General features: G+C 75.9%; 23 protein-coding genes. 13 read left to right on the forward strand and 10 right to left on the reverse strand.

Features of this window, described 5'->3' with window-relative positions; all coding sequences use genetic code 11:
* Positions 1 to 6 precede the first annotated feature (6 nt).
* On the reverse strand, positions 7 to 4839 hold the full coding sequence (locus tag ACYQBY_RS06730) for an ATP-dependent helicase (protein ID WP_459643131.1): 4833 nt from the start codon (positions 4837 to 4839) through the stop codon (positions 7 to 9).
* Between the two features lie 199 nt (positions 4840 to 5038).
* Between ACYQBY_RS06730 and ACYQBY_RS06735 the strand changes: the two genes are divergently transcribed.
* The 4 genes from ACYQBY_RS06735 (at position 5039) to ACYQBY_RS06750 (ending at position 8001) form a co-directional block, all read left to right on the forward strand.
* Positions 5039 to 5260 carry a DUF3046 domain-containing protein gene (locus ACYQBY_RS06735; protein WP_459643046.1) on the forward strand — a complete coding sequence of 74 codons (222 nt, stop codon included), beginning with the start codon at positions 5039 to 5041 and terminating at the stop codon, positions 5258 to 5260.
* A gap of 139 nt (positions 5261 to 5399) precedes the next feature.
* Complete coding sequence (locus ACYQBY_RS06740) at positions 5400 to 6326, forward strand: ABC transporter ATP-binding protein (RefSeq protein ID WP_459643132.1); 927 nt, start codon at positions 5400 to 5402, stop codon at positions 6324 to 6326.
* On the forward strand, positions 6326 to 7153 hold the full coding sequence (locus tag ACYQBY_RS06745; RefSeq protein WP_459643047.1) for an ABC transporter permease: 828 nt from the start codon (positions 6326 to 6328) through the stop codon (positions 7151 to 7153). The genes ACYQBY_RS06740 and ACYQBY_RS06745 overlap by 1 nt, the downstream gene beginning before the upstream one ends.
* Complete coding sequence (locus tag ACYQBY_RS06750; protein ID WP_459643048.1) at positions 7150 to 8001, forward strand: ABC transporter permease; 852 nt, start codon at positions 7150 to 7152, stop codon at positions 7999 to 8001. Before ACYQBY_RS06745 ends, ACYQBY_RS06750 begins: the two co-directional genes overlap by 4 nt.
* A 40-nt stretch (positions 8002 to 8041) precedes the next feature.
* On the opposite strand, the gene ACYQBY_RS06755 is transcribed toward ACYQBY_RS06750, so the two are convergent.
* From ACYQBY_RS06755 to ACYQBY_RS06785, 7 genes are all read right to left on the reverse strand, one after another.
* Complete coding sequence (locus tag ACYQBY_RS06755) at positions 8042 to 8578, reverse strand: GNAT family N-acetyltransferase (RefSeq protein WP_459643049.1); 537 nt, start codon at positions 8576 to 8578, stop codon at positions 8042 to 8044.
* Positions 8579 to 8659: 81 nt separating this feature from the next.
* On the reverse strand, positions 8660 to 9067 hold the full coding sequence (locus ACYQBY_RS06760) for a DUF1801 domain-containing protein (protein ID WP_459643050.1): 408 nt from the start codon (positions 9065 to 9067) through the stop codon (positions 8660 to 8662).
* Entirely contained in the window at positions 9064 to 9951 is an 888-nt protein-coding gene (locus tag ACYQBY_RS06765) for an SMP-30/gluconolactonase/LRE family protein (RefSeq protein WP_459643051.1), read from the reverse strand. The genes ACYQBY_RS06760 and ACYQBY_RS06765 overlap by 4 nt, the downstream gene beginning before the upstream one ends.
* 298 nt (positions 9952 to 10249) lie before the next feature.
* Positions 10250 to 10777, reverse strand: a complete 528-nt coding sequence (locus ACYQBY_RS06770; protein WP_459643052.1) for a GNAT family N-acetyltransferase — start codon at positions 10775 to 10777, stop codon at positions 10250 to 10252.
* A gap of 95 nt (positions 10778 to 10872) precedes the next feature.
* A complete protein-coding gene (locus ACYQBY_RS06775; RefSeq protein ID WP_459643053.1) occupies positions 10873 to 11451 on the reverse strand; it encodes a Clp protease N-terminal domain-containing protein in 579 nt (192 codons plus the stop codon).
* Positions 11451 to 11684 carry an RNA polymerase subunit sigma-70 gene (locus tag ACYQBY_RS06780; RefSeq protein WP_459643054.1) on the reverse strand — a complete coding sequence of 78 codons (234 nt, stop codon included), beginning with the start codon at positions 11682 to 11684 and terminating at the stop codon, positions 11451 to 11453. The genes ACYQBY_RS06775 and ACYQBY_RS06780 overlap by 1 nt, the downstream gene beginning before the upstream one ends.
* A gap of 63 nt (positions 11685 to 11747) precedes the next feature.
* Positions 11748 to 12482 carry an AAA family ATPase gene (locus ACYQBY_RS06785; protein ID WP_459643055.1) on the reverse strand — a complete coding sequence of 245 codons (735 nt, stop codon included), beginning with the start codon at positions 12480 to 12482 and terminating at the stop codon, positions 11748 to 11750.
* Between the two features lie 160 nt (positions 12483 to 12642).
* Between ACYQBY_RS06785 and ACYQBY_RS06790 the strand changes: the two genes are divergently transcribed.
* Positions 12643 to 15342: a glycoside hydrolase family 3 N-terminal domain-containing protein gene (locus ACYQBY_RS06790; protein WP_459643056.1), complete on the forward strand. Its 2700-nt coding sequence runs from the start codon at positions 12643 to 12645 to the stop codon at positions 15340 to 15342.
* 31 nt (positions 15343 to 15373) lie between these two features.
* Here the strand turns inward: ACYQBY_RS06790 and ACYQBY_RS06795 are convergent, their stop codons facing one another.
* Positions 15374 to 15904: an SAM-dependent methyltransferase gene (locus ACYQBY_RS06795; RefSeq protein WP_459643057.1), complete on the reverse strand. Its 531-nt coding sequence runs from the start codon at positions 15902 to 15904 to the stop codon at positions 15374 to 15376.
* A gap of 98 nt (positions 15905 to 16002) precedes the next feature.
* Here ACYQBY_RS06795 and ACYQBY_RS06800 point away from each other — a divergent pair, with 98 nt between their 5' ends.
* From ACYQBY_RS06800 to treS, 5 genes are all read left to right on the forward strand, one after another.
* On the forward strand, positions 16003 to 16476 hold the full coding sequence (locus ACYQBY_RS06800; protein WP_459643058.1) for a VOC family protein: 474 nt from the start codon (positions 16003 to 16005) through the stop codon (positions 16474 to 16476).
* Between the two features lie 192 nt (positions 16477 to 16668).
* Positions 16669 to 17220 (forward strand): sugar O-acetyltransferase, encoded by a 552-nt coding sequence (locus tag ACYQBY_RS06805; protein ID WP_459643133.1) that lies wholly within the window; start codon positions 16669 to 16671, stop codon positions 17218 to 17220.
* Positions 17217 to 17825 carry a TetR/AcrR family transcriptional regulator gene (locus tag ACYQBY_RS06810; protein WP_459643059.1) on the forward strand — a complete coding sequence of 203 codons (609 nt, stop codon included), beginning with the start codon at positions 17217 to 17219 and terminating at the stop codon, positions 17823 to 17825. The genes ACYQBY_RS06805 and ACYQBY_RS06810 overlap by 4 nt, the downstream gene beginning before the upstream one ends.
* Positions 17822 to 19048, forward strand: a complete 1227-nt coding sequence (locus tag ACYQBY_RS06815) for an MFS transporter (protein WP_459643060.1) — start codon at positions 17822 to 17824, stop codon at positions 19046 to 19048. Before ACYQBY_RS06810 ends, ACYQBY_RS06815 begins: the two co-directional genes overlap by 4 nt.
* A 252-nt stretch (positions 19049 to 19300) precedes the next feature.
* Complete coding sequence (gene treS / locus ACYQBY_RS06820) at positions 19301 to 21547, forward strand: maltose alpha-D-glucosyltransferase (protein WP_459643134.1); 2247 nt, start codon at positions 19301 to 19303, stop codon at positions 21545 to 21547.
* A 50-nt stretch (positions 21548 to 21597) separates the two neighbouring features.
* Here treS and ACYQBY_RS06825 read toward each other — a convergent pair whose 3' ends face one another.
* Positions 21598 to 22212 (reverse strand): TetR/AcrR family transcriptional regulator, encoded by a 615-nt coding sequence (locus ACYQBY_RS06825; protein WP_459643061.1) that lies wholly within the window; start codon positions 22210 to 22212, stop codon positions 21598 to 21600.
* Positions 22213 to 22302: 90 nt separating this feature from the next.
* Between ACYQBY_RS06825 and ACYQBY_RS06830 the strand changes: the two genes are divergently transcribed.
* The 3 genes from ACYQBY_RS06830 (at position 22303) to ACYQBY_RS06840 (ending at position 25019) form a co-directional block, all read left to right on the forward strand.
* Complete coding sequence (locus ACYQBY_RS06830) at positions 22303 to 23097, forward strand: SDR family NAD(P)-dependent oxidoreductase (RefSeq protein WP_459643062.1); 795 nt, start codon at positions 22303 to 22305, stop codon at positions 23095 to 23097.
* 201 nt (positions 23098 to 23298) lie between these two features.
* Positions 23299 to 24333: a recombinase RecA gene (gene recA, locus ACYQBY_RS06835; protein WP_459643063.1), complete on the forward strand. Its 1035-nt coding sequence runs from the start codon at positions 23299 to 23301 to the stop codon at positions 24331 to 24333.
* 149 nt (positions 24334 to 24482) lie between these two features.
* Positions 24483 to 25019, forward strand: coding sequence for a regulatory protein RecX (locus ACYQBY_RS06840; protein WP_459643064.1), 537 nt, complete (start codon positions 24483 to 24485; stop codon positions 25017 to 25019).
* Positions 25020 to 25058: the final 39 nt, after the last annotated feature.

The raw sequence follows: 25058 nt of genomic DNA on the forward strand, positions 1-25058 counted from the left end.
ACGGCCTCACGCGCGGATCCGCAGGCCGCGGGGGGTGGCGTGGAACCCGGCCGAGGCCAGGGCCCGGCCCAGCGGGGAGTCCGAGCCGAGCACCTGCTCGCCGTCGGCGCGCTCGACGGTCAGCCTACCCAGCGCGCCGTCCCGCACGGCGAGGGCCAGGGCGTCCGCCGCGGCCTGCAGGGGACCGCCGGGGCGTTCCCCGGGGGCGCCGTCGGCCTCGTCCCGCGGCTCCGGCGGCCAGGACAGGACCGTGCGCCCGCCGCGCTCCACGTACAGCAGCAGCTCCCCGTCCACGAGGACCACCAGGGCCCCGGCCTTGCGGCCCGGCTTGTGCCCGGCCGTGGTGGTCCGCCGGGCCCCGGCACCGCCCGCCGCCGCACCCTCCGCGGACGCACCCTCGGCGGACGCACCCCCGGCGGCCGTGCCGTCGGCGGGGTCCGTGCCCGCCACGGGGCGCTCGGGCCACGGCAGCGCCGCGCCGTAGGGGTTGGCGGGGTCGGTGGCGGCCAGCACGACCGCGCCGGGTCCCGTGGCGTCCCCGGGCCGGGTGCCGCCGACGGGGCGCGCCGCCTCCCGCAGCCGGTCCACCGCACCGCCGGTGGCGAACTGCGAGGCGCCCAGACCCTCCACGAAGTAGCCGCGCCGGGCCCGCCCGGCCTCCTCGAACGCGGCCAGCACCCGGTAGACCGCGGCGAAACCGCCGGGAGCGCGCTCCGCGGCGACCGCGCCGCGGGTGACGACGCCGTGCCGGTCCAGCAGCACCTCCGCGGCCGCGTGCGCGCGGACGGTGGCGTCGGGCTCGGGGGCGGGCAGCAGCGACCAGCGCCCGGCGGTCGTCGGCGGGCCGCTGCGGCTGGGCAGCTCCAGCCGCCCGGTGCGCAGGCCGCGCCCGGGGCGCGCGGGGCGGGCGTAGCGGGCCCGCGGGGAACCCGGCCGCGTCTTGTGGGCGCCCTTGCCGCCGGCGAGGCGGGCCCGCAGGGGGGCGAGGGTGTCGTTGGTGAGGCGGCCCTCCCACAGCAGGTCCCACAGCGCCGCGGTGAGCTCGGCGTCGTCGGTGGAGCCGATGCCGTCGGAGAGGGACCGGAAGAAGTACGCCCCGCCGCCGGCGAGCGCGTCGAGCACCGCCCGGTGCACGTCGCGGTGCGACTCCCCGTCCGCGGCGGTGTCCTCCCCGGGCACCGGCAGCGTCAGCGGCGCCAGGTCCGCCGGGTGCAGGGAGATCCAGCCGTCGTCGCCGGGCAGGCTGCCGTGCCCGGCCCAGACGACCTCCCCGGCGGCGGTCAGCTCGTCGAGCAGCGCGGGGGTGTACCCGTCCACGCGCGAGGGCAGCACGAGCGTCTCCAGCGCGCTGGCGGGCAGCACGGCGCCGGCGAGCTGCTCCACCGCCCGCAGCACCCCGTCCGGCCCGCGCAGCCGGGAGCGCAGCCCGGTGCCGACGCCCTGCCAGGCGGGCAGGAAGCGTGCGAGGTCGCGCGGGGGGACGGGCTCGACGTCGGCGCGCAGGGCGGCCAGGGAGCGGCGGCGCAGCACGCGCAGGACGTCCGCGTCGCAGAAGTCGGTGCCGGTGCCGCCGGGGCGCAGCTCGCCCTCCACGAGCCGGCCGGTGCGCACGAGCCTGCGCAGCGCCTCGGTCGCGACGGCGCGGCCGAGGCCGAAGCGGCGGGCGGCGTCGTCGGCGGAGAAGGGCCCGCGGGTGCGGGCGAAGCGGCCCAGCAGCTCGCCGAGGGGGTCGGCGACGGGCTCGGTGAACGCCTCGGGAACCCCCACGGGCAGCGGGGCGCCCAGGCCGTCGCGCAGCCGCCCGGCGTCCTCGATCGCCGCCCAGCGCTCCTCGCCGGCGATGCGGACGCGGATGACGCGGCGGGCCTCCTCCAGCCCCACGAGCCAGCGGGCCACCTCGCCCTCGGTCACCGGCTGCTCGGGGTCGGGGCCGGAACGGGCGTGCACCTCCGCGGTGGACAGCGGCCCGAGCACCCGCAGCAGGTCCGCCACGTCCTCGGCGTCGCGGCTGCGGCGCGAGGGGGCCAGGCGCTGCAGCTCCTCCTCGGTGCGCGTCACGGCGTCCGGGTCCAGCAGGTCGCGCAGGGCCGCGCCCTCGCCGCGCCCCAGCAGCTCCGAGAGCAGGCCCGGGTCAAGGGACAGCGCGGCGGCGCGGCGCTCGGCCAGGGGGGAGTCGCCCTCGTAGAGGAACTGCGCGACGTACCCGAACAGCAGGGAGCGGGCGAAGGGGGACGGCTGCGGGGACTCCACCTCCACCAGGCGCACGGCCCGGCCGGAGAGGTCCTTCATGAGCTGCACCAGGCCGGGCACGTCGAAGACGTCCTGGAGGACCTCGCGCACGGTCTCCAGGACGATGGGGAAGCTGGCGTAGCGCTGGGCGACCTGCAGCAGCTGGGCGGAGCGCTGCCGCTGCTGCCACAGGGGCTGGCGCTTGCCGGGGGTGCGCCGCGGCAGGAGCAGGGCCCGGGCGGCGCACTCGCGGAAGCGGGAGGCGAACAGGGCCGAGCCGCCGATCTCGGCGGTGACGAGGTCCTCCACCTCCTCGGGGTCGAGCACCAGCAGGTCGGCCACGTCGGGCGCCTGGCCCTCGGGCAGCTCCACGTCGGGCAGCCGCAGCACGATGCCGTCGTCGCCGGGCATGACCTGCACGTCGACGCCGTACCGCTCGCGCATGCGCACGGCGACGGCCAGCGCCCAGGGGGAGTGCACCTGCGCGCCGAAGGGGGAGTGGATGCAGACGCGCCAGTCGCCGAGCTCGTCGCGGAAGCGCTCCACGACGATCGTGCGGTCGTCGGGCACGTGGCGGGTGGCCTCCTGCTGCTCGCCGAGGTAGGCGAGGAGGTTGTCAGCGGCCCACTCGTCCAGGCCGGCGGCGCGCACCCGCTCGCGGGCCGCCTCGCCGCCGAAGCCGCCGGTCAGGGCGCCCAGCTCGCGGACGAAGGCACCCAGGGCCCGGCCGAGCTCGGCGGGGCGGCCCAGGGCGTCGCCGTGCCAGAACGGCAGCCGGCCGGGCACGCCGGGGGCGGGGGTGACCAGGACCCGGTCGTGGGTGATGTCCTCCACGCGCCAGGACGTGGAGCCGAGGGTGATGACGTCCCCGACGCGGGACTCGTACACCATCTCCTCGTCCAGCTCCCCGACCCGCCGGCCGGGGCCCTCCCCGCCGGCGAGGAACACCCCGAACATGCCGCGGTCGGGGATGGTGCCGCCGCTGGTGACCGCGAGGCGCTGCGCGCCGGGGCGGGCGGTGAGGGTGCCGGTGACGCGGTCCCAGACCAGGCGCGGGCGCAGCTCGGCGAACTCGTCGCTGGGGTAGCGCCCGGAGAGCATGTCCAGCACCGCCTCCAGCACCGCGCGGGAGAGCTGGCCGAACGGCGAGGCGCGGCGCACGAGCTCGTGCAGCTCGTCCACGGACCAGTCGTCCATGGCGACCATCGCGACGACCTGCTGGGCGAGCACGTCGAGGGGGTTGGCGGGCACCCGCAGGGACTCGATGCGCCCGGTGCGCATGCGCTCGACGACGACGGCGGTCTGGACGAGGTCGGCCCGGTACTTGGGGAACAGCACACCGCGGGAGACGGCCCCGACCTGGTGCCCGGCGCGCCCGACGCGCTGCAGGCCGCTGGCGACGCTGGGCGGGGACTCCACCTGCACCACGAGGTCCACGGCGCCCATGTCGATGCCCAGCTCCAGGCTGGAGGTGGCGACCACGGCCGGCAGCCGCCCGGCCTTGAGGTCCTCCTCGATGAGGGAGCGCTGCTCCTTGGAGACGGAGCCGTGGTGGGCGCGCGCCAGGACCGGCGGTGCGCCGGTGGCGGCGCCGGAGGCCATGACCTGCGCGGGCTGGACCTCCCCCGGGCCGGGACGGGCCGCACCGTCCTCCTCCGGCGGGTTCAGCCGCGCGTCCCACACCTCGTTGAGCCGGGCGGTGAGCCGCTCGGAGAGCCTGCGGGAGTTGGCGAAGACGATGGTGGAGCGGTGCCCGGAGACGAGGTCGACGACCTTCTCCTCCACGTGCGGCCAGATGCTGGCGCGGCGTGGCTCGCCCGCGGCCAGGCCGGTGAGGTCCTCCACCGCGGGGTCGGAGACGCCGGAGTCCAGGTCCGCCATGTCGGGCACGGGCACGATGACCCGCAGGTCGAACTCCTTGGCCGAGGGCGGCTGCACGATCCGCACCGGCCGGTCACCGCTGACCCAGGAGGCGACGGCCTCCACGGGGCGCACGGTGGCCGAGAGCCCCACCCGCTGGGCCGGCTCGCCCCCGGCGGCGGTGACGAGGGCGTCCAGCCGCTCCAGGGACAGCGCCAGGTGGGCACCGCGCTTGGAGCCGGCCATGGCGTGGACCTCGTCGAGCACGACGGTGCGCACCCCGGCGAGCTGCTCGCGCGCCTGGGAGGTGAGCAGCAGGAACAGCGACTCGGGGGTGGTGATGAGCACGTCGGGCGGGTTCTTGGTGAAGGCGCGGCGCTCCTCGGGCGGGGTGTCCCCGGAGCGCACCGCGACCCGCACCTCCGGCAGCGGCAGCCCGAGGCGGTGGGCGGCCTGCCGGATGCCGGTCAGGGGGCTGCGCAGGTTGCGCTCGACGTCGACGGCCAGCGCCTTGAGCGGGGAGACGTAGAGCACGCGGCAGCGGTGGCTGCGCTCCTCGGGGACCGGCTCGGCGGCGATCCGGTCCAGGGCCCAGAGGAAGGCCGAGAGGGTCTTGCCGGAGCCGGTGGGGGCCACCACGAGAGCGTGCTCGCCGCGGCTGACGGCGTCCCACGCCCCGAGCTGGGCGGCGGTGGGGGCGGCGAAGGCCCCGGTGAACCAGGCCCGGGTGGCGGGGGAGAAGCGGCCCAGGACGGTGTCCGCGTCGAGCGCGGCGTCCGGGGCGGGGACCGGCTCGGGATCCGGCTCGGGGGCACGGCGCGGGCGGGGAGGCACCTCGGCATTGGAGCACGCGGCCCCGACATCCGCCCGGCGCCGCGGGAGCGCCCCCAGCCCTCGCCCCCGCACCGCGACGGCGCGGGGGCGGCGCGGGCCGTGCGAGGCTTCCGCCATGCGGCTGAGCGATTTCTGGCGGCTGGTGGACGAGGAGTTCGGCGCCGGCTACGGCCGGTCCCTGGCGGCCGACCAGGTCCTCATGGCCCTCGGCGATCGCAGCCCGGCGCAGGCCCTGTCCGACGGCGTGGAGCCCAAGGAGGTCTGGTTCGCCCTGTGCGACGCGATGGACGTGCCCGCGGAGCGCCGGTGGGGCCGGGAGAGGCCGAAGCGCCGCTGAGGCGGGCGGGGCCGGCGGGACGCCGCGGACACCCTTCCGGTTGACCGGTTCCCGCCGTCGGGGGGCCCGGCTAGGGTCCTGGGACGTGACCGCCGCAGCCCCGCCCGCAGCCGCCGGCACCCGGCCCACCACCGCCCCCATGATCGAGGCGCGCGGCCTCGTCAAGCGCTTCGGGGACTTCACCGCCGTCGACGGCATCGACCTGGCCGTCGCGCCGGGGGAGGCCTTCGGCTTCCTCGGGCCCAACGGTGCGGGCAAGTCCTCCACGATGCGGATGGTCGGCTGCGTCTCCCCGCCCACCGCCGGCACCCTGCGCGTCCTCGGGATGGACCCGGTCCGGGACGGCTCCCTGATCCGCGGGCGGATCGGGGTGGTGCCGCAGCGCGACACCCTCGACGAGGAGCTGACGGTGCGGGAGAACGTGACCGTCTACGCCCGCTACTTCGGGCTCTCCCGGGCGCAGGCCCGGGCGAAGGCCGCGGAGCTGCTGGAGTTCGCCCAGCTCACCGACCGCGCCGACGACAAGGTCGAGCCGCTGTCCGGGGGCATGAAGCGCCGCCTGACCATCGCCCGCGCGCTGGTGAACGACCCGGACATCCTGCTGCTGGACGAGCCGACGACGGGCCTGGACCCCCAGGCGCGCCACGTGCTGTGGGACCGGTTGTTCCGGCTGAAGCGGCAGGGCGTGACGCTGGTGCTGACGACGCACTACATGGACGAGGCGGAGCAGCTGTGCGACCGGCTCGTCGTGATGGACGGCGGCCGGATCGTCGCGGAGGGCTCCCCGCGCGAGCTGATCCGGCGGTACTCCACGCGGGAGGTGCTGGAGCTGCGGCTGGCCGCCGAGCCGGGCTCGGAGGAGCTGGCCGCCGCCGCGAGGCTGCTGGCGCACGGGGCGCAGCGCACGGAGGTGCTGCCGGACCGGGTGCTCGTGTACACCGACGACGCGGACGCCGTGGCGGCGGAGGCGGAGCGCCGGGGGATCGACGTGGTCTCGGCCCTGACGCGCCGCTCGACGCTGGAGGACGTGTTCCTGCACCTGACCGGCCGGACGCTGGTGGACTGATGACCTCCACCGCGCACCCTCCCCGCCCCGCCGTGCCGCACCGGCGGCCGCGGCCGGGCGCCTTCGCCGGGCGGGCGTTCTCGTTCTGGCTGGTGAACTACCGCCGGAACTGGCTGGGCTCGGCGATCAGCAGCTTCCTGGCCCCGGCGCTGTTCCTGGCCTCGATGGGCCTGGGCCTGGGCGCCCTCGTCGACGCCGGCTCCGGTGGTGCCGCGATGGGCGTGCCGTACGTGGCGTTCGTGGCGCCGGGGGTGCTGGCCGCCAGCGCCATGCAGACGGGCGTGATGTCCTCGACGTTCCCGGTGATGATGGCGGTGAAGTGGCAGCGGCAGTACCACGCCATGACCGCGACGCCGCTGACGGCGCTGGACGTGGTGCTGGGGCACCTGGGGTACATCGCGGTCCGCATCCTCATGACGGCGGTGGTGTTCCTCGCGGTGGCCGCGGCGCTGGGTGCGGTGCCGTCCGCGTGGGCGCTGCTGGCGCTGCCGGTGGCGGTGCTGTGCGGGCTGGCGCACGCCACGCCGGTGTTCGCGTTCTCGGCCGGGCAGGAGACGGACGTGAACTTCATCCTGCTGTTCCGCCTCGTCGTCACGCCGCTGTTCCTGTTCTCCGGCACGTTCTTCCCGGTGGAGAACCTCCCCGTGGCGCTGGAGTGGCTGGCGTACCTGACGCCGCTGTGGCACGGGGTGGACCTGTGCCGGGACCTGAGCCTGGGGGCGCCGGACGCCGCCTCGGCGGCGTTGCACGTCGGTTACCTGCTGGTGTGGGCGGTCGCGGGGACCGTCCTGGCCCGGCGCGCGATGGCACGGAGGCTGCTGCGGTGAGCGCACCCACGTCGACCCCGCAGGCCGCGGCGCCCGCCCCGGGCCCGCTGCGCTCCCTGGCGCGCTCGCTGCCGTTCCCCGCGGGGGCGGTCCTGGCGCGGCGCCTGGTGGAGCGCAACGTGCTGTCGGCCCGCCGGTACTGGCTGCAGTTCGCCAGCGGGTTCTTCGAGCCGGTGTTCTACCTGCTGTCCATGGGCGTCGGCCTGGGCGCCCTCGTGGGCGCGGTGGCGCTGCCCTCGGGGCGGGAGGTGCCGTACGCGGCGTTCGTGGCGCCCGCGCTGCTGGCGTCGACGGCGATGAACGGCGCGGTGTTCGACGCCACGTTCGGGGTGTTCTTCAAGCTGAAGTACTCCAGGCTCTACGAGTCGGTGCTGTCCACGCCGCTGCGGCCGTGGGACGTGGCCGTCGCGGAGATCGCCTGGTCGCTGATCCGGGGGCTGTCCTCGGCGCTGGCGTTCGTGCTGGTGCTGCTCGTGGCGGGGCTGATCACCTCGTGGTGGGGACTGCTGGCCCTGCCCGCCGCCGCGCTGATCGGGTTCGGTTTCGCGGGCGTCGGCATGGCGGCGACGACGTTCATGCGCTCCTGGCACGACTTCGAGTTCGTGACGCTGGCGATCCTGCCGATGTTCCTGTTCTCGGCGACGTTCTACCCTCTGAGCACGTACCCGCCGGCGCTGCAGTGGGTGGTGCAGGCGACCCCGCTATACCACGCGGTGGAGCTGGAGCGGGGCCTGATGCTGGGCGAGGTGGGCTGGGGGCTGCTGGTGCACGCCGCGGTGTTCGCGGTGATGGGCGTGGGCGGGCTGACGTTCGCGGCACGGCGCCTGGACCGGCTGCTGCTGTCCTGACCGCCCCGCGTCCCCGAACCCAGTGGTCCGCGCGGGCGCGTCACCACACGTCGCCGTCGCGCCAGTCGCAGGCGAGCCCGACGTCGAGGTCGAGTTCCGCCGCGGCGGGCAGGACGTACACGGAGCCGTCCTCCCCGGGGGTGCGGCGCAGGCCGTCCGGGGCGAGCACGGCGGTCGGGCCGCGCCAGGGCAGCCAGCCGCGGCGCAGGTACAGGTCGGCCCCGGCGCCGGAGGCGGAGAGGGCGCCGAGGTCGTACGCGCGGCGCGCGACGCGCTCCACCTCGGTCATCACCTGCGCCGCGTGGCCCCGGCGGCGCCGGTCGGGGCGGACGGCGACGGCCTCGACGTAGCCGCAGCGCAGCGCCCGGCCGCGGTGCAGCACCCTGCGCTGCACGAGCGCGCCGTGGGCGACCAGGTCACCCTCCTCGCGCACGAGGACGTGCAGGCCGCCCAGGGCGTGCTCCACGTCCTCGGCGGCGAGGTCCCCGCCGAAGGCGGCCTCCAGCAGCGCGCGGACGGCTCCGAGCGCCCCGGCGTCGAGGGAGGCGGTGTGGACGGTGACCACGTCGGGGACCATGCCCGATCCTCGCACCGGCGCGCCCGGGCGCCTCGGGTGCTGCCGGCCCGGGCAGCCCGGTGGGATGCCCCGCCCACGCGGTCACGACGGGTTCTGGGCCCTGCGCCGGAGCGCACGCCAGCCACCGGCCCGGTTGTTCGCGACGATCCCCCGCAACACCGTGAGGAGCGCCGCCGACGGGACGCTCGCGCCGGCGCCCACCGCGACCGTCCGCGCCGTCGTGTTCAGGTGCCCGCCCGTGACGATGCCCTCCGGGTCGGGGACCATCCCGCCGTCGTAGAGGAAGACGTTGACGTGGTCCTTCGCCGCCTGCAGGGCGCAGACGTTGCCCTCGAGCACGAAGTACGGGCGGTCGGTGCGCTTGATCGTCTCCTCGACGGCGGGATCGGCCCGGTGCGCGAGGTCGCGCACGGTCCGGCACACCTCCTGCTGCCACGCGGGGAGCCGCTGGATGTACGCGTCGACGCGGGGGTCCCTCCCGTACGTCACGACGCCACCCCCTCGGGTGTCTGCCCGGCGCCTGCGGCCGCCGGCACGTCGACCCGGCAGGTGAGGACCTGCGCGGGCAGGAGGCGCGCCGCATCCTGCGGGGGCAGGCGGAAGTCCGGCGTGGTGCACAGGAAGAGCGCGTCCCCTCCCGGCCCGCCGAGGGCGCAGGCGATCACGTCGGCGCCCGGGACGGCGACCTCCTCGAGGACCTCGCCGCCCTCGCGGACGCGCAGGGCCCGGTGCCCCGCCGCGTCGGCCAGCCAGACGGCGCCCTCGGCGTCGAGGGCGATCCCGTCCGGCGCGCAGCCCTCCGGCAGTTCCGCCCACACGCGGCGACCGGTCAGGGCGCCACCGGCACCGATGTCGAAGGCGGTGAGACGCTGCGCCCATGACTCCGCCACCACGAGCGTGGCCCCGTCGGCGGTGATGACCATCCCGTTGGGGAAGGACAACCCGTCCGCGGCGAGCGACGCCGAGCCGTCCGGCTCGATCCTCACCAGGCACGTCGCCGGGCGCTCCGCGAAGCCCGCGAAGTCCACGGTGCCGACGTAGGCACCACCGGAGCCGTCGACGACCATGTCGTTGGCCTGCGGTCCCGGCACGTCGGGGAGCTGGGCGTGCGGCGTCACCTCGCCCCCGTGGACCCGCAGCACCGTGCGGCCCAGCATGGAGACGACGAGGAGGTCGCCGTCCGGCGCCCATCCCAGCCCGGAGGGGGACCCCTCCACCGTGGCGGCGGTCTCGCTGCCACCACCCGGCGACAGGGCCACGACCTGCCGCCGCCAGAAGTCGGACACCCACAGCCGCCCGACGTGCCACCGGGGCGACTCGAAGAACGCCCCGCCTGTCGCGAACGTGCTGACCTCTCGCGCTGCACCGCTCACGGTTCCTCCTCCGGTCACGCCCCGGACGGGCGGGCGACCGCCGCCCCCCGGCGCGCGCGGCCCGGCCGCCGGTTCGTGCGGTGCTGCACGTGCTGACCATCGTGGGCCCGCCTTCTCACCGCTGTACACGGTGCAGGCCCTACCGGGAGGGGGGTGCCGGCACCCCCCTCCGCCCGGGACGGGGCGCCGGGCTGCCCACGCTGCTACCAGGTCTCGACGTCGCCCCCGGGGGAGGTACCCGCGCGACCTCCCGGCACCAGCCGGGTGCGGTCGCCCGGAGCCGGCGCGCCCGGGCGCCTCAGAGGCGGCCGAACGCGGGGGCGTAGCGGAACAGCCCGCCCGCCCCCGGGTGCCACGCGGTGAGGGGGCACACCTGGAAGTGCGGGGCCCACTCCGGGACGGGCGGCACGACGCCGAGGCCCGCCGCGGGCCGGAACCCGAAGCGCGGGTAGTACGTGGTGTGGCCGAGCAGCACGACGGCCGGCTCGCCCAGGTCGTCGGCGGCGGCCAGGGCGGCGCGAACCAGCGCCGAGCCCACCCCGCGGCCCTGGTGCGCGGGGAGCACCCCGAGGGGGCCGAGCGCGACGCACGGCCGCCCGCCGAGGCTCGCGCGGCTGCACACCACCGACCCGACGACGCTGCCGCCGTGCTCGGCCACGAGGCACAGCGCGGGCAGGGTGTCCCCGTCGCGGCGCAGTTGCGCGACGAGCCGCGCCTCCGGGACGTCGGCCGCCACCCCGGGCCGTGCCCCGGGCGGGGCGAAGGCGGCGGTGTGGACGGCGGCGACGGCGCCTGCGTCGGCGGGCACCTCGGGACGGACGCGCATCCCGGCACCGTGCCAGCGCCCGGTGCCGGGGTCGACCGGATTTCCGTCCGGCCCGGGTTCTGCGCGTGGCCGCAGGTCCGGGTCCCCGGGCGGGTTCAGGCCGCGGTGCCCAGCTGCGCCAGCACCGCCGAGCGGACCTCGCTCGGCGGGACCCCGAGGTCGAGCAGGAGCCGCGCGGCGGGGGAGTGCTCGGTGTGCAGCAGGCCGAGCAGCAGGTGCCCGGTGCCGATCGTGCGGTGGTGCAGGGTCAGCGCCTCGCGCAGCGAGTTCTCCAGCACCGCCTTGGCGGCGTCGGTGAAGGGCAGGTGGCCCGGGGCCAGCACCTGCAGGAGACCGCCGCGCCGGCGCCGGCGCCGGCCGGGGTCGAGCGCCCCGGGGCCGAAAGACTCCTCGGCCGAGCGGCGCACGGCGTCGAGGTCCACGCCGATGCTGCGCAGGGCCTGCGCGTCGGCGTCGGGACCGGCGGCGAGGTGCCGGCGCAGGCGGTCGTGGTCGACGCCGAGGCGCCGCAGGGTCTCGGCGGCGGGGCTCCGCGCCGCACCGGGGGCGTCCGGCGTGGCGGCGAGCGCGAGCAGCAGGTGTTCCGCGCCGATGGCGTCGTGCCCCAGCGCGCGGGCCTCCTCCTGCGCGCCGGTGACGGCGCCGCGGGCGGTATCGGTGAACCTCTCGAACATCACGACCTCCGCTCTGCCGCGGCCACCCGGGCCGCGTGCTTCTTGTGGACGGCCTGCTTGGTGACGCCGAGGGCGGCGGCGATGTCCGCCCAGGACCAGCCCTGGCCGCGGGCGCCGGCGACCTGGAGGTCCTCCAAGTCCTCGGCGAGGCGGCGCAGGGCCGCCACCGCGCGCAGGCCCACGGCCGGGTCCTTGCTCGTGCTGGAGTCCAGCACCGCGTGGGTGTCCGTCATGCGTCAATGATGGTTGACGAACCGCCGGTCGTCAACTGTCGTTGACGAAACCACCTGTGCGGCTCAGCCCAGGACGTGCCGCAGGTAGCGGCGGGGGTCGTCCAGGAAACCCCGCCAGTGCTGCACCAGGCGCAGGTCCTCCCAGGCGGCCGGCGCGAACCCGTCCTCGTCGAGCTGGAGCACGTGCGCCCCCGGCAGCGCCGCCAGCAGCGGGGAGTGCGTCGCGCACAGCACCTGTCCGCCCGCCTCCGCGAGGCGCTGCAGGACCGCCACCAGCGCCAGGCAGGACGTGAAGGACAGCGCGGACTCCGGCTCGTCGAGCAGGTGGAACCCCGGCTCGTCGAACCGGTCGGAGAGCACCTGCAGGAACGACTCCCCGTGGCTCATCTCGTGCAGGGCGGGCCCGGGCGGGCCTCCGCCGAGCTGCTCCAGGTACGTGTACATCCCGTGCATCGTCTCCGCGCGCAGGAAGAACGCCCCCCGCGGGGCACCGGGGGAGCGCACGAGCTGCAGCACCTCGTGCAGGTCCGACTCGCTGGCGCGGGTGGCGAAGCGCGCCGAGCGGCTGCCGCCCTCAGGGTTCAGGCCCGCGGCGGCGGCCACCGCCTCGACCAGCGTCGACTTGCCGCTGCCGTTCTCCCCGACCAGGAACGTCACCCCGGCGGGCAGGTCCAGCCCGTCCCGCAGCAGCTGCGCCACCGGCGCCAGCGTGAACGGCCACCGCTCCGGGACCTCGCCCGCGTCGGGGTGCCGCTGCACGCGCCGCACCGGCCGGGAGTCGAACACCTGGCGTCGCACCCGGGGAGCATCGCAGGACACCCCGACAGCGGCGGGACCGGTCCTTGCGCCACCCACCACCCTGCGTGAGGATGTGCGCACCTGCGGACGGACACGGGCGCCCGACGACGCGCGCCCCGCTGCCGCGACCCGACGCGTACCTCATCGAGGAGGACCGCTCGTGCCCCTCTCCCGCCCTCTGGAACCCGCTCCCCGACGCCGCACGTCCCTCGTCGCCCTGGCCGCCGGTGCCCTCGTGCTGTCCGCGGCACCGTTCGCCACCGCCCTGCCCGCCGCCGCCGCACCCGGGGACGTCACCGTCAGCACCGACCGGGCCGTCTACCTCACGCCCCAGGGCCAGGTCGTAAACGTTGCCGTGACCCTCGCGGTGGAGGGCGGCGGAACGCTGGGGAAGCCGGTCACCGTCTCCTGGTCCACCGGGAGCGGCACGGCGCTGCCCAAGCAGGACTACGTCCCCGCCCGCGGCACCGTCACGTTCCCCGCGGGGGCGACCTCGGGCACCCGCCGCACCTTCGGCGTGCAGGTGTACTCCAACAGGGCGCCGGAGAAGGCCGAAACCATCCCGCTCGTCCTCTCCTCCGACACCCCGGGCGTGCGCACCGGCAGCGCCGGCACCATCGTCGTCAACGCCCACGGGTTCCCCTACCTCGACGCCTCCCGCTCCGTGCGCCGCCGGGTGGACGACCTCCTCAAGCGGATGACGCTGGAGGAGAAGGTCGGGCAGATGACGCAGGCCGAGCGGGCCGCCGTCGACACCACGCAGCAGCAGATCACCGACCTGCGCCTGGGGTCCCTGCTCTCCGGCGGCGGCTCGACGCCCCGGGAGAACGACCCCGCGGCGTGGGCCGACATGATCGACGGGTACCAGGCGCGCGCCCTCGCCGCACCCCTGCAGATCCCGCTCGTCTACGGCATCGACGCCGTGCACGGCAACAACAACGTGCAGGGCGCGACGATCTTCCCCCACAACGTCGGCATGGGCGCCGCCCGCGACCCGGAGCTGACCCGTGCCGCCCAGGCGGCCACCGCGGTGGAGACCCGCGCCATCGGCGTCCCGTGGACGTTCGCGCCGTGCGTGTGCGTCGCGCGCGACGACCGGTGGGGCCGTGCCTACGAGGCGTACGGGGAGCACCCGGCGCTCGTCATCACCCAGGAGACGGCCATCGAGGGCCTGCAGGGCAACGGCACGAGCGACCTCGCCAGGCGCGACAAGGTCCTGGCCACCGTCAAGCACTTCGCCGGCGACGGGGACACCCGGTACGGGACCGGCGACGACCCGGAGGCGCACGGCAGCGGCTACCCCATCGACCAGGGCATCACCGTCACCAGCCGCGCGGACTTCGAGCGCATCGACCTGTCCCCGTACGTGCCGGCGGTGGAGCGCTGGAACGCCGGGTCCGTCATGCCGTCGTACTCCTCCGTGGACTTCACGGACGACGGGGTCGGGAACCCCGTCAACATGCACGGGCACCGGGAGCTGCTGCAGGGCTGGCTGAAGGACCGGCAGGGTTTCGGCGGGTTCGTCATCAGCGACTACAACGGCATCGACCACATCGGCGGCGAGTTCGCGCACAACGTCCGCACCTCGGTCAACGCCGGCGTCGACATGTTCATGCAGCCCAACAACTTCGCGCAGTTCCACAGCACGCTGCTGGCCGAGGTGCGCGCCGGGCGCGTGAGCCAGGCCCGGGTGGACGACGCGGTGCGCCGCATCCTCACCAAGAAGTTCCAGCTGGGCCTGTTCGAGCGGCCCTTCGCGGACCGGGGACTGCTGGGCGAGGTGGGGGCCGCGGAGCACCGGGCGCTGGCCCGCACGGCCGCGGCGAGGTCGCAGGTGCTGCTGAAGAACTCCGGCGGTGCGCTGCCGCTGGAGCGCGGGGCGAAGGTGTACGTCGCCGGGCGCAACGCCGACGACCTCGGCAACCAGGCCGGCGGCTGGACCATCACCTGGCAGGGCATGAGCGGGCGGCACACCGAGGGCACCACGATCCTGCAGGGCATGCGGCAGCTGGCCCCCCGCAACCGCGTCACGTTCAGCGCCGACGCCAGCGCGCCGACGGCCGGGCACGAGGTCGGCGTCGTGGTCGTCGGCGAGACGCCCTACGCGGAGGGTTTCGGCGACGTGGGCGGCCCGCGGTGGGCCTACGACCCCGTCGACGCCGGTCAGCCGCGCGAGCCGAAGAGCCTCAGCCTGAACGCCGGCGACCGGGCGGTGGTGCAGAAGGTGTGCGCCGCGCTGCCCACGTGCGTGGTGCTCGTGGTCTCCGGCCGGACCCAGGTGCTCACCGACCTGCTGCCGCAGGCGGACGCGGTGGTGGCGTCCTGGCTGCCGGGCTCGGAGGGCGCCGGCGTGGCCGACGTCCTCTACGGGCGGGAGCCGTTCACCGGTCAGCTGCCGGTGAGCTGGCCGCGCACCGAGGCACAGCAGCCGCTCAACGTGGAGGACGAGGACTACGCGCCGCTGTTCCCGTTCGGCTGGGGGCTCGGGACCGGCTCGGCGCGCGAGGACCTCGCCGCCGCGCGCACGGCCCTGCGCGGGCCCGCCGCGGCGGCCGTGGACCGCGCGCTGGCCGCGCCGTCGTGGGCGCCGGACGGCTCGGTCGCCGACCGGGCGGCGGTGCTGCGGGAGCTGGCCGCGGTGCCGGCGGGCCTCGGCGCCGCGGCGGCCGACGGCGAGGTCACCGCGGAGGAGCGCGAGTTCGTGCGGGTGCTGCGCCTGCTGGTGCAGGACCTGGTGGAGGGCGACGGCGTCCCGGCGGCGGTGGCGGACCCGTTCGCCCGCGCCGACGTGGCGCTGCTGGAGGGCCGCGTGCAGGACGCGGTCGGCCTGCTGCTGGACGCGGCGGCGGCCACGGACTGACGCGCCGGGCCGGTGGAGGCGGCCCCGCGGGTCAGCCCCGCGGGACCGCCTCCACCGCGAGCAGCGAGCCGGAGGTGCCGCCGCTGCGCGCGGTGCAGCCGAAGCCGGCCGCCGCCAGGTGCGCGCTCACCGCCTCGCGCACCGTCGTGGTGCGGTCCGGGCCTGGCGGCTCGTACACCAGGACCAGCCGCCCGGCCGGCGCGAGCAGCGCGGCCAGCACGGCGAGCTCCCGCCGTGCGGGGGAGGTCCAGAAGACGTTGACGTTCACGGCGAGCGCCGCGTCGAGCGGGCCGAGGTCCTGCGGCGCGAGGTCCGCCAGGGCGGCGGTGCGGAAGCCCACCCGCCCGGCGGCCTCGTGCGCGGCGCAGCGCGCCCTGGCTGCCGCGACCGCGGTCGCGGAGCGGTCCACCGCCACCAGGTGGCCGTGGGGGAGCCGTTCGCACAGCAGCTCCGCCGCGACCCCCCGGCCGCAGCCGACCTCCAGCACCCGCTCGCCGGGGCGCACACCGAGCACCTCCACCGCCCAGCGCAGCCGCTCCGGTACCCGTGCCGCTGCGGACATCCGCACCTCCCGCCGACCCGACCGATGAGTTCCGCCCCGCCCCGGGGTCCATCCCTGCGACCGGGAACTCCCCGGGAGCGCGTGAGAGAGGACGACCGATGCCCACCACGATCCCGTGCCTGTGGTTCGACGGCCAGGCCCTGGAGGCCGCCGAGCACTACGTCTCCATCTTCCCGAACTCGCAGGTCCTGTCCGTGACCCGCACGCCGCCCGGGATGCCCGGTGAGGAGGGCAGCGTCATGGTCGTGGAGTTCAGCCTGGACGGGCAGCGCTACGTCGGTCTCAACGGCGGGCCGCACTTCACCTTCTCCGAGGCCGTCTCCTTCCAGATCCACTGCGCCGACCAGGCCGAGGTCGACCACTACTGGGACCGCCTGACCGACGGTGGTGAGGAGAGCCAGTGCGGCTGGCTCAAGGACCGGTTCGGGCTGTCCTGGCAGGTGACGCCGCTCCGGCTGCTGGAGTTGATGCAGGACCCGGAGCGCGCCGGCCGGGCCACCGAGGCGATGCTGCGGATGCGCAGGATCGACATCGCGACGATCGAGCGCGCGGTGGAGGGCGTCCCCGCCTGACGCGCCACGCCGGCGGCTGGGGGGACGTCCCCCGGCCGCCGTGCACGTCGACGCGGTCCCGTGCGTACAGCCGTACACATCGCTGTGTACGCTCGTACACATGAGCGCCCCGCACCCCTCGCGCACGTGAGTGCCCAGCACCCCGCGGACCCCGCCGCGGACGCCCCGGGGGACCCGGGGGACCGCCGGTCGATGTACCAGCGGATGCTCGCCGGTGACCTCTACCTCGCCGACGACCCGGAGATCGCGGCGGCCTCCGCCGCGGCGCTGGACCTCGTGTCCGCGTACAACGCCACCACCTCCCGGCAGGAGCCCCTGCGCCGCGCCCTGCTGGAGCGCCTCCTCGGCGCGGTGGGGGAGGGCACCGTCATCCGCCCCCCGTTCTTCGTCGACTACGGCACCAACGTCCGCATCGGCGCGCGGTGCTTCGCGAACTTCGGCCTCACCGCGCTGGACGTCGTCGCCATCACCGTCGGCGACGACGTGCAGTTCGGCCCGCACGTGCAGCTGCTGACCCCCACGCACCCCGTCGAGCCGGGGCCGCGGCGCGCGAAGTGGGAGGCGGGGGAGCCCATCACCATCGGCGACAACGCCTGGCTCGGCGGCGGGGTGGTCGTCTGCCCCGGCGTCACCATCGGCGCGGACACCGTCGTGGGGGCCGGTGCCGTCGTCACGCGGGACCTGCCCGCGGGTGTCGTGGCCGTGGGCAACCCCGCCCGCGTCGTGCGCCGGGTCACGGGGTGAGCGCCCCGCCCCGGCAGCGCCGCTCCGACCCGCACCGCCGCGAGCGGATCCTCGACGCCGCCCTCGACGTGCTCGCCGCCCACGGTGTGGCCGGCGCCACCAGCCGGCGCATCGCCGCGGCGGCCGACGTGCCGCTGGGCTCCCTGACGTACCACTTCAGCGGCCTGGAGGACCTGCGCGCCCAGGCCTTCACCCGTCTCGCCGCCCGGATGTCCACCGCCTACGCGGCGCACTTCACCGCCGTGCGCACCCGCGAGGACCTGGTCGAGGCGGTGACCGACCTCGTGCACGCCGACGCCGGCGCCGACGCGCGCGAGTGGGCCGTGACGTACGAGCTGTACCTCGCGGCGCTGCGGGACCCGGCGCTGCGGCGGATCACCGAGGAGTGGATGCGGACCAGCCGGCGCGTGCTGGAGCGCTTCGTCGACCCGCCGGTCGCGCGCGCCCTCGACGCCCTCGTCGAGGGCCTCGTGATGCACCGGATGCTCTCCACCGACCCCGCCCCGCGTGCGGCCACCCGCGCCGCCGTGGCGCGCGCCCTGGCCCCCGCGCCCGAGCCGACCCCCGACCCGACCCCCGACCCGACCCCGGAGCCGTCCCGGTGAGCACCGCACCCACCCCCGCCGCCCTGCGCGCGGCCACCGTCGCGACCTACACCGCCTTCACCGGCTCCGGGTTCGCCTTCGCCAGCTGGGCCTCCCGCATCCCGCAGGTGCGCGACGCCCTGGACCTGACGCCCTCCCGGCTGGGGCTGGTGCTGCTGGCGATCGCCGCCGGCTCGATGCTGGCGCTGCCCGCCGCCGGCCCGGTCGTGGCGCGCCTCGGTTCCGGGCGCACGGTCACCGCGATGGCGCTGCTGCTGGGCGCCGGGCTGACCGTGGTCGCCACCGGCTACCCCGCCGGCGTCACCCCCCTCGTCGTCGGCCTGTTCCTCTTCGGCTTCGCCAACGGCGCGTGGGACGTGGCGATGAACGTGCAGGGCGCCGTCGTGGAGCGCCGCCTCGCCCGCTCGGTGATGTCCCGCTTCCACGCCGGCTTCAGCATCGGCACCGTGGCCGGGGCGCTGCTGGGCGCGGCGGCCGTCGCCGCGGGCGTGCCGGTGACCGCGCACCTGCTCGCCGTCGCGGTCCTCGTGGCCGTCGTCGTGCCGCTCGCCGTGCGGGGTTTCCTGCCCGACCACAACGCCGCGCACGACGGAGCGGCGTCCGCCGGTGGGGCGGCGGGGGAGCGGCGCGGTGCCCTGGCCTCCTGGCGGGAGCCGCGCACCCTGCTGATCGGGGTGTTCGTGCTGGCCTTCGCCTTCGCGGAGGGCGCCGGCAACGACTGGGTCATCGTGGCCCTCGTCGACGGGCACGGCCTGCCCGAGTCCGTCGGCACCCTGGCCCTGGCGCTGTTCCTGGCGGCCATGACCGCCGGGCGCTGGTTCGGGCCGGCGCTGCTGGACCGCCACGGGCGCGTGCCGGTGGTGCGGGCGCTGGCCGCCGTCGGCATCGCCGGCACCCTGCTCTTCGTCCTCGCGCCCACCCCGGCGCTGGCGTTCGCCGGGGCGCTGCTGTGGGGGCTGGGGGTCTCCCTCGGCTTCCCCGTCGGCATGAGCGCCGCCGCCGACGAGCCCCGCGCGGCGGCCGGCCGCGTCAGCGTCGTCGCCTCGGTGGGGTACTGCGCCTTCCTCGCCGGCCCCCCGCTGGTCGGTCTCCTCGGCGACCACGGCGGGGTGCTGCGGGCGCTGCTGTCCGTGGCCGTCCTGCTGGGCCTGTCGGCGCTGCTGGCCTCCGTCGTCCGCCCGCCGGCCGAGGTGGACGCCGCGCGGGACGGCGCACGGCCCTGACGGGTGGCCGGCGGGAGGCCCGGACGGGCTTTCGAGGCGACGGCGCAGCCCGTCGCTGGTAGGACGGAGCACGGGAGGACGCGGACGGAGGGTGCCGGCGCCCTCCTGCGCTGCGGCCGCACCGACCGCGACCGCCGCCAGGCACCACCCGAACCCGAGGACCGCACCGTGAGCCACAGCACCAGCCAGACCACCGACGACCGCCTCGGCGACGTCGCCGCCGGCACGCCGGGGGCGGCGGAGCCGGACGACGTGGCCGTGGAGGTCGCCGAGCACGACCCCACGGAGATCACGTACGACGAGTCGCGGTACCCGGCCCGTCCCCAGCGGCTGCGCCCCCGCGCGCAGCTGCGCGGCGACGGGATCCTGCGGGCGGACCCGAGGCGCTCCGACGGGTCCAACCCCACCTACGTGCAGTGGCTCGTGGGGCAGTCGATGCTGGCCGACGCCGACGTCCTGAGCCGGCAGCTCTCCGGGCAGCCCAGCATGTGGCGCAACCCCTACGCCCGGCCCGACGCGCGCCGGGCGCTGTCCACGGCCTCGGTGTGGTTCACCGCCTACCCGATCTCCCTCGTCACCCCGCCCGGGCAGTCCTTCCTCGGCGCCCTGGGCAGCGACGCGCTGTGGCAGGCGTTCCAGGAGATCGGCATCGACGCGGTGCACACGGGGCCGGTGAAGCTGGCCGGCGGGATCACCGGCTGGGAGCTCACGCCCAGCGTGGACGGGCACTTCGACCGCATCAGCACCCACATCGACCCGGTCTTCGGCACCGAGGCGGAGTTCCGGCGGGTGTGCGAGGTCGCCGACTCCCACGGCGGCAGCGTCATCGACGACATCGTGCCCGGCCACACCGGCAAGGGCGCGGACTTCCGCCTCGCCGAGATGGCGTACGAGGACTACCCGGGGGTCTACCACATGGTGGAGATCCCCGAGGAGGACTGGCACCTGCTGCCCGACGTGCCGGCCGGTCAGGACGCGGTCAACCTCGACGCCGTGGCCGAGGCGCAGCTCGCCGGCCACGGGTACATCATCGGCGCCCTGCAGCGCGTCATCTTCTACGCGCCGGGCGTGAAGGAGACCAACTGGAGCGCCACCGGCCCCGTCCGCGGTGTCGACGGCAGGGTGCGCCGCTGGGTGTACCTGCACTACTTCAAGCAGGGGCAGCCCTCGATCAACTGGCTGGACCCGACGTTCGCGGGCATGCGCCTGGTCATCGGCGACGCGCTGCACTCCCTGGGGGACCTGGGGACCCACGCGCTGCGCCTGGACGCCAACGGGTTCCTCGGGGTGGAGAAGAGCGCCGAGGGCCTGCCCGCCTGGTCCGAGGGGCACCCGCTGTCGCAGGCGGCGAACCACGTCATCGCGGGCATGGTCCGCAAGGTGGGGGGGTTCACCTTCCAGGAGCTCAACCTGACGATCGAGGACATCCGCGACACCGGCCGGGTCGGCGCGGACCTGTCCTACGACTTCGTCAACCGCCCCGCCTACCACCACGCCCTCGCGACGGGCGACACCGAGTTCCTGCGGCTGACCCTGCGCACGAGCCTGGAGCTCGGGGTGGAGCCGGTGTCCCTCGTGCACGCGCTGCAGAACCACGACGAGCTGACGTACGAGCTGGTGCACTGGGCCACGCTGCACGCCGCCGACACGTACCGCTTCCGCGGCAGGGACACCACCGGGGAGCAGCTCGCGGAGACGATCCGCGCCGACCTGCTGCACCACCTGACCGCCGAGGCCGACTACAACCGGGTCTTCACGACCAACGGCATCGCCTGCACCAGCGCCTCCGTCATCGCCGCCACCCAGGGCGTGCGGAGCCTGGACGAGATCACCGAGGAGCACGTCGAGCCGATCCGCCGCGCGCACCTGCTGATGGCGATGTTCAACGCCTGGCAGCCGGGCGTCTTCGCGCTGTCCGGCTGGGACCTGACCGGCACGCTGCCCGTGCCGGCGGGGCAGGTGGCCGACCTCATCTCCACCGGTGACACCCGCTGGATCGAACGCGGCGCGCACGACCTCATGGACGTCGCCCCCGAGGCCACGGTGTCGGCGTCGGGCATGCCGCGCGGGCGGGCGCTGTACGGCTCCCTGCCGGCGCAGCTGGCGTCGGAGACGTCGTTCGTGTCGGGGCTGCGCTCGCTGCTGGCCGTGCGCGCCGAGCACGGCATCGCCACGGCCACCCAGATCGACATCCCGCCCGTCGCCCACCCCGGGATGCTGGTGATGGTGCACCGCCTCGACGGCGGCGACCCCACCCTGGTGGACGCCCCCGTGCAGGTCACGGTGCTGAACTTCACGGGCGAGACGATCGAGGGCTCCGTGCGCTCGGACTCCTTCACCCCGCGCCTGGCGGTCGTCGACGCCACCACGGGCGGGGAGATCGGCTGGGTGGACGACCTGCAGAGCTTCGGGGTCTGGCTGGGCCCGTACGCGGGGCTGTTCCTCGTGCTGCGCGACCCGGCGGAGGGCGGCGAGGGCGACGTGCGCGAGGCGGGCTGACACCCCCCCCCGCTGCTCCGGAGGCCGGTTCCCCTGCGCGGGGGCCGGCCTCAGGCGCGCACGGCGGCCACGAGGTCGGCGTAGACCGCGGTGATGTCATCCTGGCCGCCGCCCGCCGCCCACGCGTCGACGGCGACGTCCAGGCACGCCAGCGCCGAGGAGACCAGGGCCCGGGCCCGAGCCTCCTGCTCCCGCGCGCCCTCCGCCGGGGCCTGCGACCCGGACCCGGCCGCCATCCGGCGCGCGATCTCCGGGGCGAGCTCCTCCAGCAGGCGGTGCTGCTTCTCCAGCCGGTGCGCCCGCAGGGACGGTGCGGTGCCGCAGATCCGCGCCACGGCCAGCTCGCGCTGCGGGTCCCACGTCCCGCCCTCGACGAGCACGGTGAACGCCGCCTCCAGCGCCTCCCAGGGGTCCTCGCCCTCGGGGCGGGCCTCCAGCGCGGCGCGCACGGTCCCGCCCAGGTCGGCGTGCCGGGCGACGACGACGTCCTCCTTGGTGGGGAAGTACCGGAACACCGTGCGGCGGGCGACCCCCGCGGCGGCGGCGATCTGGTCCATGGTCGTCGCATCGAAACCCTGCTCCGCGAACAGCCGCAGGGCGGTCTCGGCGATCTCGCGGCGCACCGCCAGCCGGTTGCGCTCGCGCAGGCCCCCGCTCCCCGTCATGCCAGAACGGTACATCAGGTGCCGCCTTGACACTAAGTGCCACCAGGGCACAGAGTGCCGCCATTCCGATCCCGAGCACCGGAGGCACCCGTGAGCGCAGTCGACTACCGAGGGCAGACCACCATCGTCACCGGCGCCAGCGCCGGCATCGGGGCGGAGTTCGCCCGCCAGCTCGCCGCCCGGGGCTCCCATCTCGTCCTCGTCGCCCGGCGCCTGGACCGGCTGGAGCGGCTCGCGGCGGAGCTGACCGCGGCGCACGGGGTCCGCGTCACCCCGGTGGCCCTGGACCTCTCCGCGCCCGGCGCCGGGGCGGCCCTGGCCGCCGAGGTCGACCGGCGCGGCCTGCGCGTCACCGGCCTCGTCAACAACGCCGGCTTCGGGACGCACGGCCCGTTCCACGCCGAGGACCCCGCCCGCGTGCAGGAGGAGATCGCCGTCAACGTCGCCGCCCTCGTGGACCTCAGCAGGACTTTCGTCGGGCGCCTGCGCGAGGCGGGCACGGGCGTGCTCGTCAACGTCGCGAGCACGATCGCCTACCAGCCGGCGCCGGGCATGGCGGTCTACGGCGCCACCAAGGCGTTCGTCCTCAGCTTCACCGAGGCGCTGTGGCGCGAGACGCGCGGCAGCGGCCTGCGCGTGCTCGCCCTCTCGCCCGGGGCCACCAGCACGGAGTTCTTCGACGTGCTCGGCGCCCGCGTCGACGGCGCCCGCGGCCACCAGAGCCCGGCGGAGGTCGTCGACACCGCGCTGCGCGCCCTGGACCGGCGCGACCCCCCGCCGAGCGTCGTCGCCGGCCGCGTCAACCGCGTCCTGTCGCTGGCGGGCCGGGTCGTCACGCGCCGCGGCACGCTGCGGATCATGGAGGCGATGACCCGGCCGGCGTGAGCCGGTGCGGCTGCTCGCCCTCGAACACGTGTTCGGATACGCTCGGGGTGTCCACAGGGGTCCTGAGACACCCCTCCGTGCACAGCCCGGCGCGGCCGGGAGGTGATGTCGGAGGTGCCGTCTAGCGTCTGGGGATGTCGGAGAGGAACCGACGAACGAGACGCTGGCCGTCGACCCGGCCGCTCAACCTGAGGTGAGGACATGCCCGCTCCTGCAGACCGCGAGAAGGCCCTCGACGCCGCACTCGCCAGCATCGACCGTCAGTTCGGCAAGGGCTCCGTCATGCGGCTGGGCGACGAGGTGCGCGCGCCGATGGAGGTGATCCCCACCGGGGCCATCGCCCTCGACGTCGCCCTGGGCATCGGCGGCCTGCCGCGCGGCCGGGTCATCGAGGTGTACGGCCCGGAGTCGTCCGGTAAGACGACCGTCGCCCTGCACGCCGTGGCCAACGCCCAGCGCGCGGGCGGTATCGCCGCCTTCATCGACGCCGAGCACGCCCTGGACCCGGACTACGCCGCCAAGCTGGGCGTGGACACCGACGCGCTGCTGGTGTCCCAGCCCGACACCGGTGAGCAGGCGCTGGAGATCGCGGACATGCTGATCCGCTCCGGCGCGCTCGACATCATCGTCATCGACTCCGTGGCGGCCCTGGTGCCCCGCGCCGAGATCGAGGGCGAGATGGGCGACAGCCACGTCGGCCTCCAAGCCCGCCTGATGTCGCAGGCCCTGCGCAAGATCACCGGCGCGCTGAGCAACTCCAAGACCACGGCCATCTTCATCAACCAGCTCCGCGAGAAGATCGGCGTGATGTTCGGCTCGCCGGAGACCACGACGGGTGGCAAGGCGCTGAAGTTCTACGCCTCGGTCCGCCTCGACGTGCGCCGCATCGAGACGCTCAAGGACGGGACGGTCCCCGTCGGCAACCGCACCCGTGTCAAGGTCGTGAAGAACAAGGTCAGCCCGCCGTTCAAGCAGGCCGAGTTCGACATCATCTACGGCCAGGGCATCTCCCGCGAGGGTGGTCTCATCGACATGGGTGTGGAGCAGGGCTTCGTCCGCAAGGCCGGCGCCTGGTACACGTACGAGGGAGACCAGCTCGGCCAGGGCAAGGAGAACGCCCGCGCGTTCCTGCGCGACAACCCCGACCTCGCGGACGAGATCGAGAAGCGCATCAAGGAGAAGCTGGGCGTCGGACCGCGGGTGGACACCCCCGCTGAGCCCGAGGTCGAGTTCTGATCGAACCCGGCGCCGGGGACCCTTCCGAGGGTCCCCGGCGCCGCCGTTCGCGCCGGGGCGGTCAGGCCGGGAATCCGGCCGGGGCCGGCCCCGGCTCGCGTGCACCCCGGCCGCCGGAGCCGCAGGACGCCGACGCCGACCCCGTGGCGGTGGCCCGCGCCATCGTGCTGCGCCAGCTCACCATGGCGCCACGCAGCCGCGCCCAGCTCGCGGAGAAGCTCGCCACCCGCGACGTCCCCGACGACGTCGCCGCGCGCGTCCTCGACCGGTTCGAGGAGGTCGGCCTCGTCGACGACGCCGCCTACGCCGAGATGCTCGTGCGCTCCCGCCAGCAGACCCGCGGCCTGGCCCGCCGGGCCCTCGCGCAGGACCTGCGTCGCAAGGGCGTCGACGACGACACCGCCCGCGAGGCGCTGGCGGGAGTCACCTCCGAGGACGAGGAGACCGCCGCCCGCGAGCTCGTCGCCCGCAAGCTGCGCACCACCCGCGGCGTGGACCCGGTCAAGCGCGCCCAGCGCCTCGCCGGGATGCTCGCCCGCAAGGGCTACGGCGCCGGGGTCGCCTACCGCGTCGTGCGCGACGCCCTCGACGCGGAGGACGCCCCCGTCGAGGACGAGCCCGGGACGTTCAACGACGACGCGCCGCACGACGTCGGGCCCGGCAGCGCTGACCTCACCGACGGCTGAGGGCGCCGGGACCGCGGTCCCGACGCCCTCAGCCGTCCA

It is taken from the genome of Kineococcus anabasis, from assembly GCF_054590795.1.

What these genes read in the sequence shown, in the direction of transcription:
- ACYQBY_RS06800 (WP_459643058.1), top strand. Translation starts at nt 16,003, where the DNA reads ATGCCCACCACGATCCCGTGCCTGTGGTTCGACGGCCAGGCCCTGGAG.
- ACYQBY_RS06825 (WP_459643061.1), bottom strand. Translation starts at nt 22,212, where the DNA reads ATGACGGGGAGCGGGGGCCTGCGCGAGCGCAACCGGCTGGCGGTGCGC.
- ACYQBY_RS06735 (WP_459643046.1), top strand. Translation starts at nt 5,039, where the DNA reads ATGCGGCTGAGCGATTTCTGGCGGCTGGTGGACGAGGAGTTCGGCGCC.
- ACYQBY_RS06775 (WP_459643053.1), bottom strand. Translation starts at nt 11,451, where the DNA reads ATGTTCGAGAGGTTCACCGATACCGCCCGCGGCGCCGTCACCGGCGCG.
- recA (WP_459643063.1), top strand. Translation starts at nt 23,299, where the DNA reads ATGCCCGCTCCTGCAGACCGCGAGAAGGCCCTCGACGCCGCACTCGCC.
- ACYQBY_RS06740 (WP_459643132.1), top strand. Translation starts at nt 5,400, where the DNA reads ATGATCGAGGCGCGCGGCCTCGTCAAGCGCTTCGGGGACTTCACCGCC.
- ACYQBY_RS06770 (WP_459643052.1), bottom strand. Translation starts at nt 10,777, where the DNA reads ATGCGCGTCCGTCCCGAGGTGCCCGCCGACGCAGGCGCCGTCGCCGCC.
- ACYQBY_RS06795 (WP_459643057.1), bottom strand. Translation starts at nt 15,904, where the DNA reads ATGTCCGCAGCGGCACGGGTACCGGAGCGGCTGCGCTGGGCGGTGGAG.
- ACYQBY_RS06780 (WP_459643054.1), bottom strand. Translation starts at nt 11,684, where the DNA reads ATGACGGACACCCACGCGGTGCTGGACTCCAGCACGAGCAAGGACCCG.
- ACYQBY_RS06805 (WP_459643133.1), top strand. Translation starts at nt 16,669, where the DNA reads ATGTACCAGCGGATGCTCGCCGGTGACCTCTACCTCGCCGACGACCCG.
- ACYQBY_RS06745 (WP_459643047.1), top strand. Translation starts at nt 6,326, where the DNA reads ATGACCTCCACCGCGCACCCTCCCCGCCCCGCCGTGCCGCACCGGCGG.
- ACYQBY_RS06755 (WP_459643049.1), bottom strand. Translation starts at nt 8,578, where the DNA reads ATGGTCCCCGACGTGGTCACCGTCCACACCGCCTCCCTCGACGCCGGG.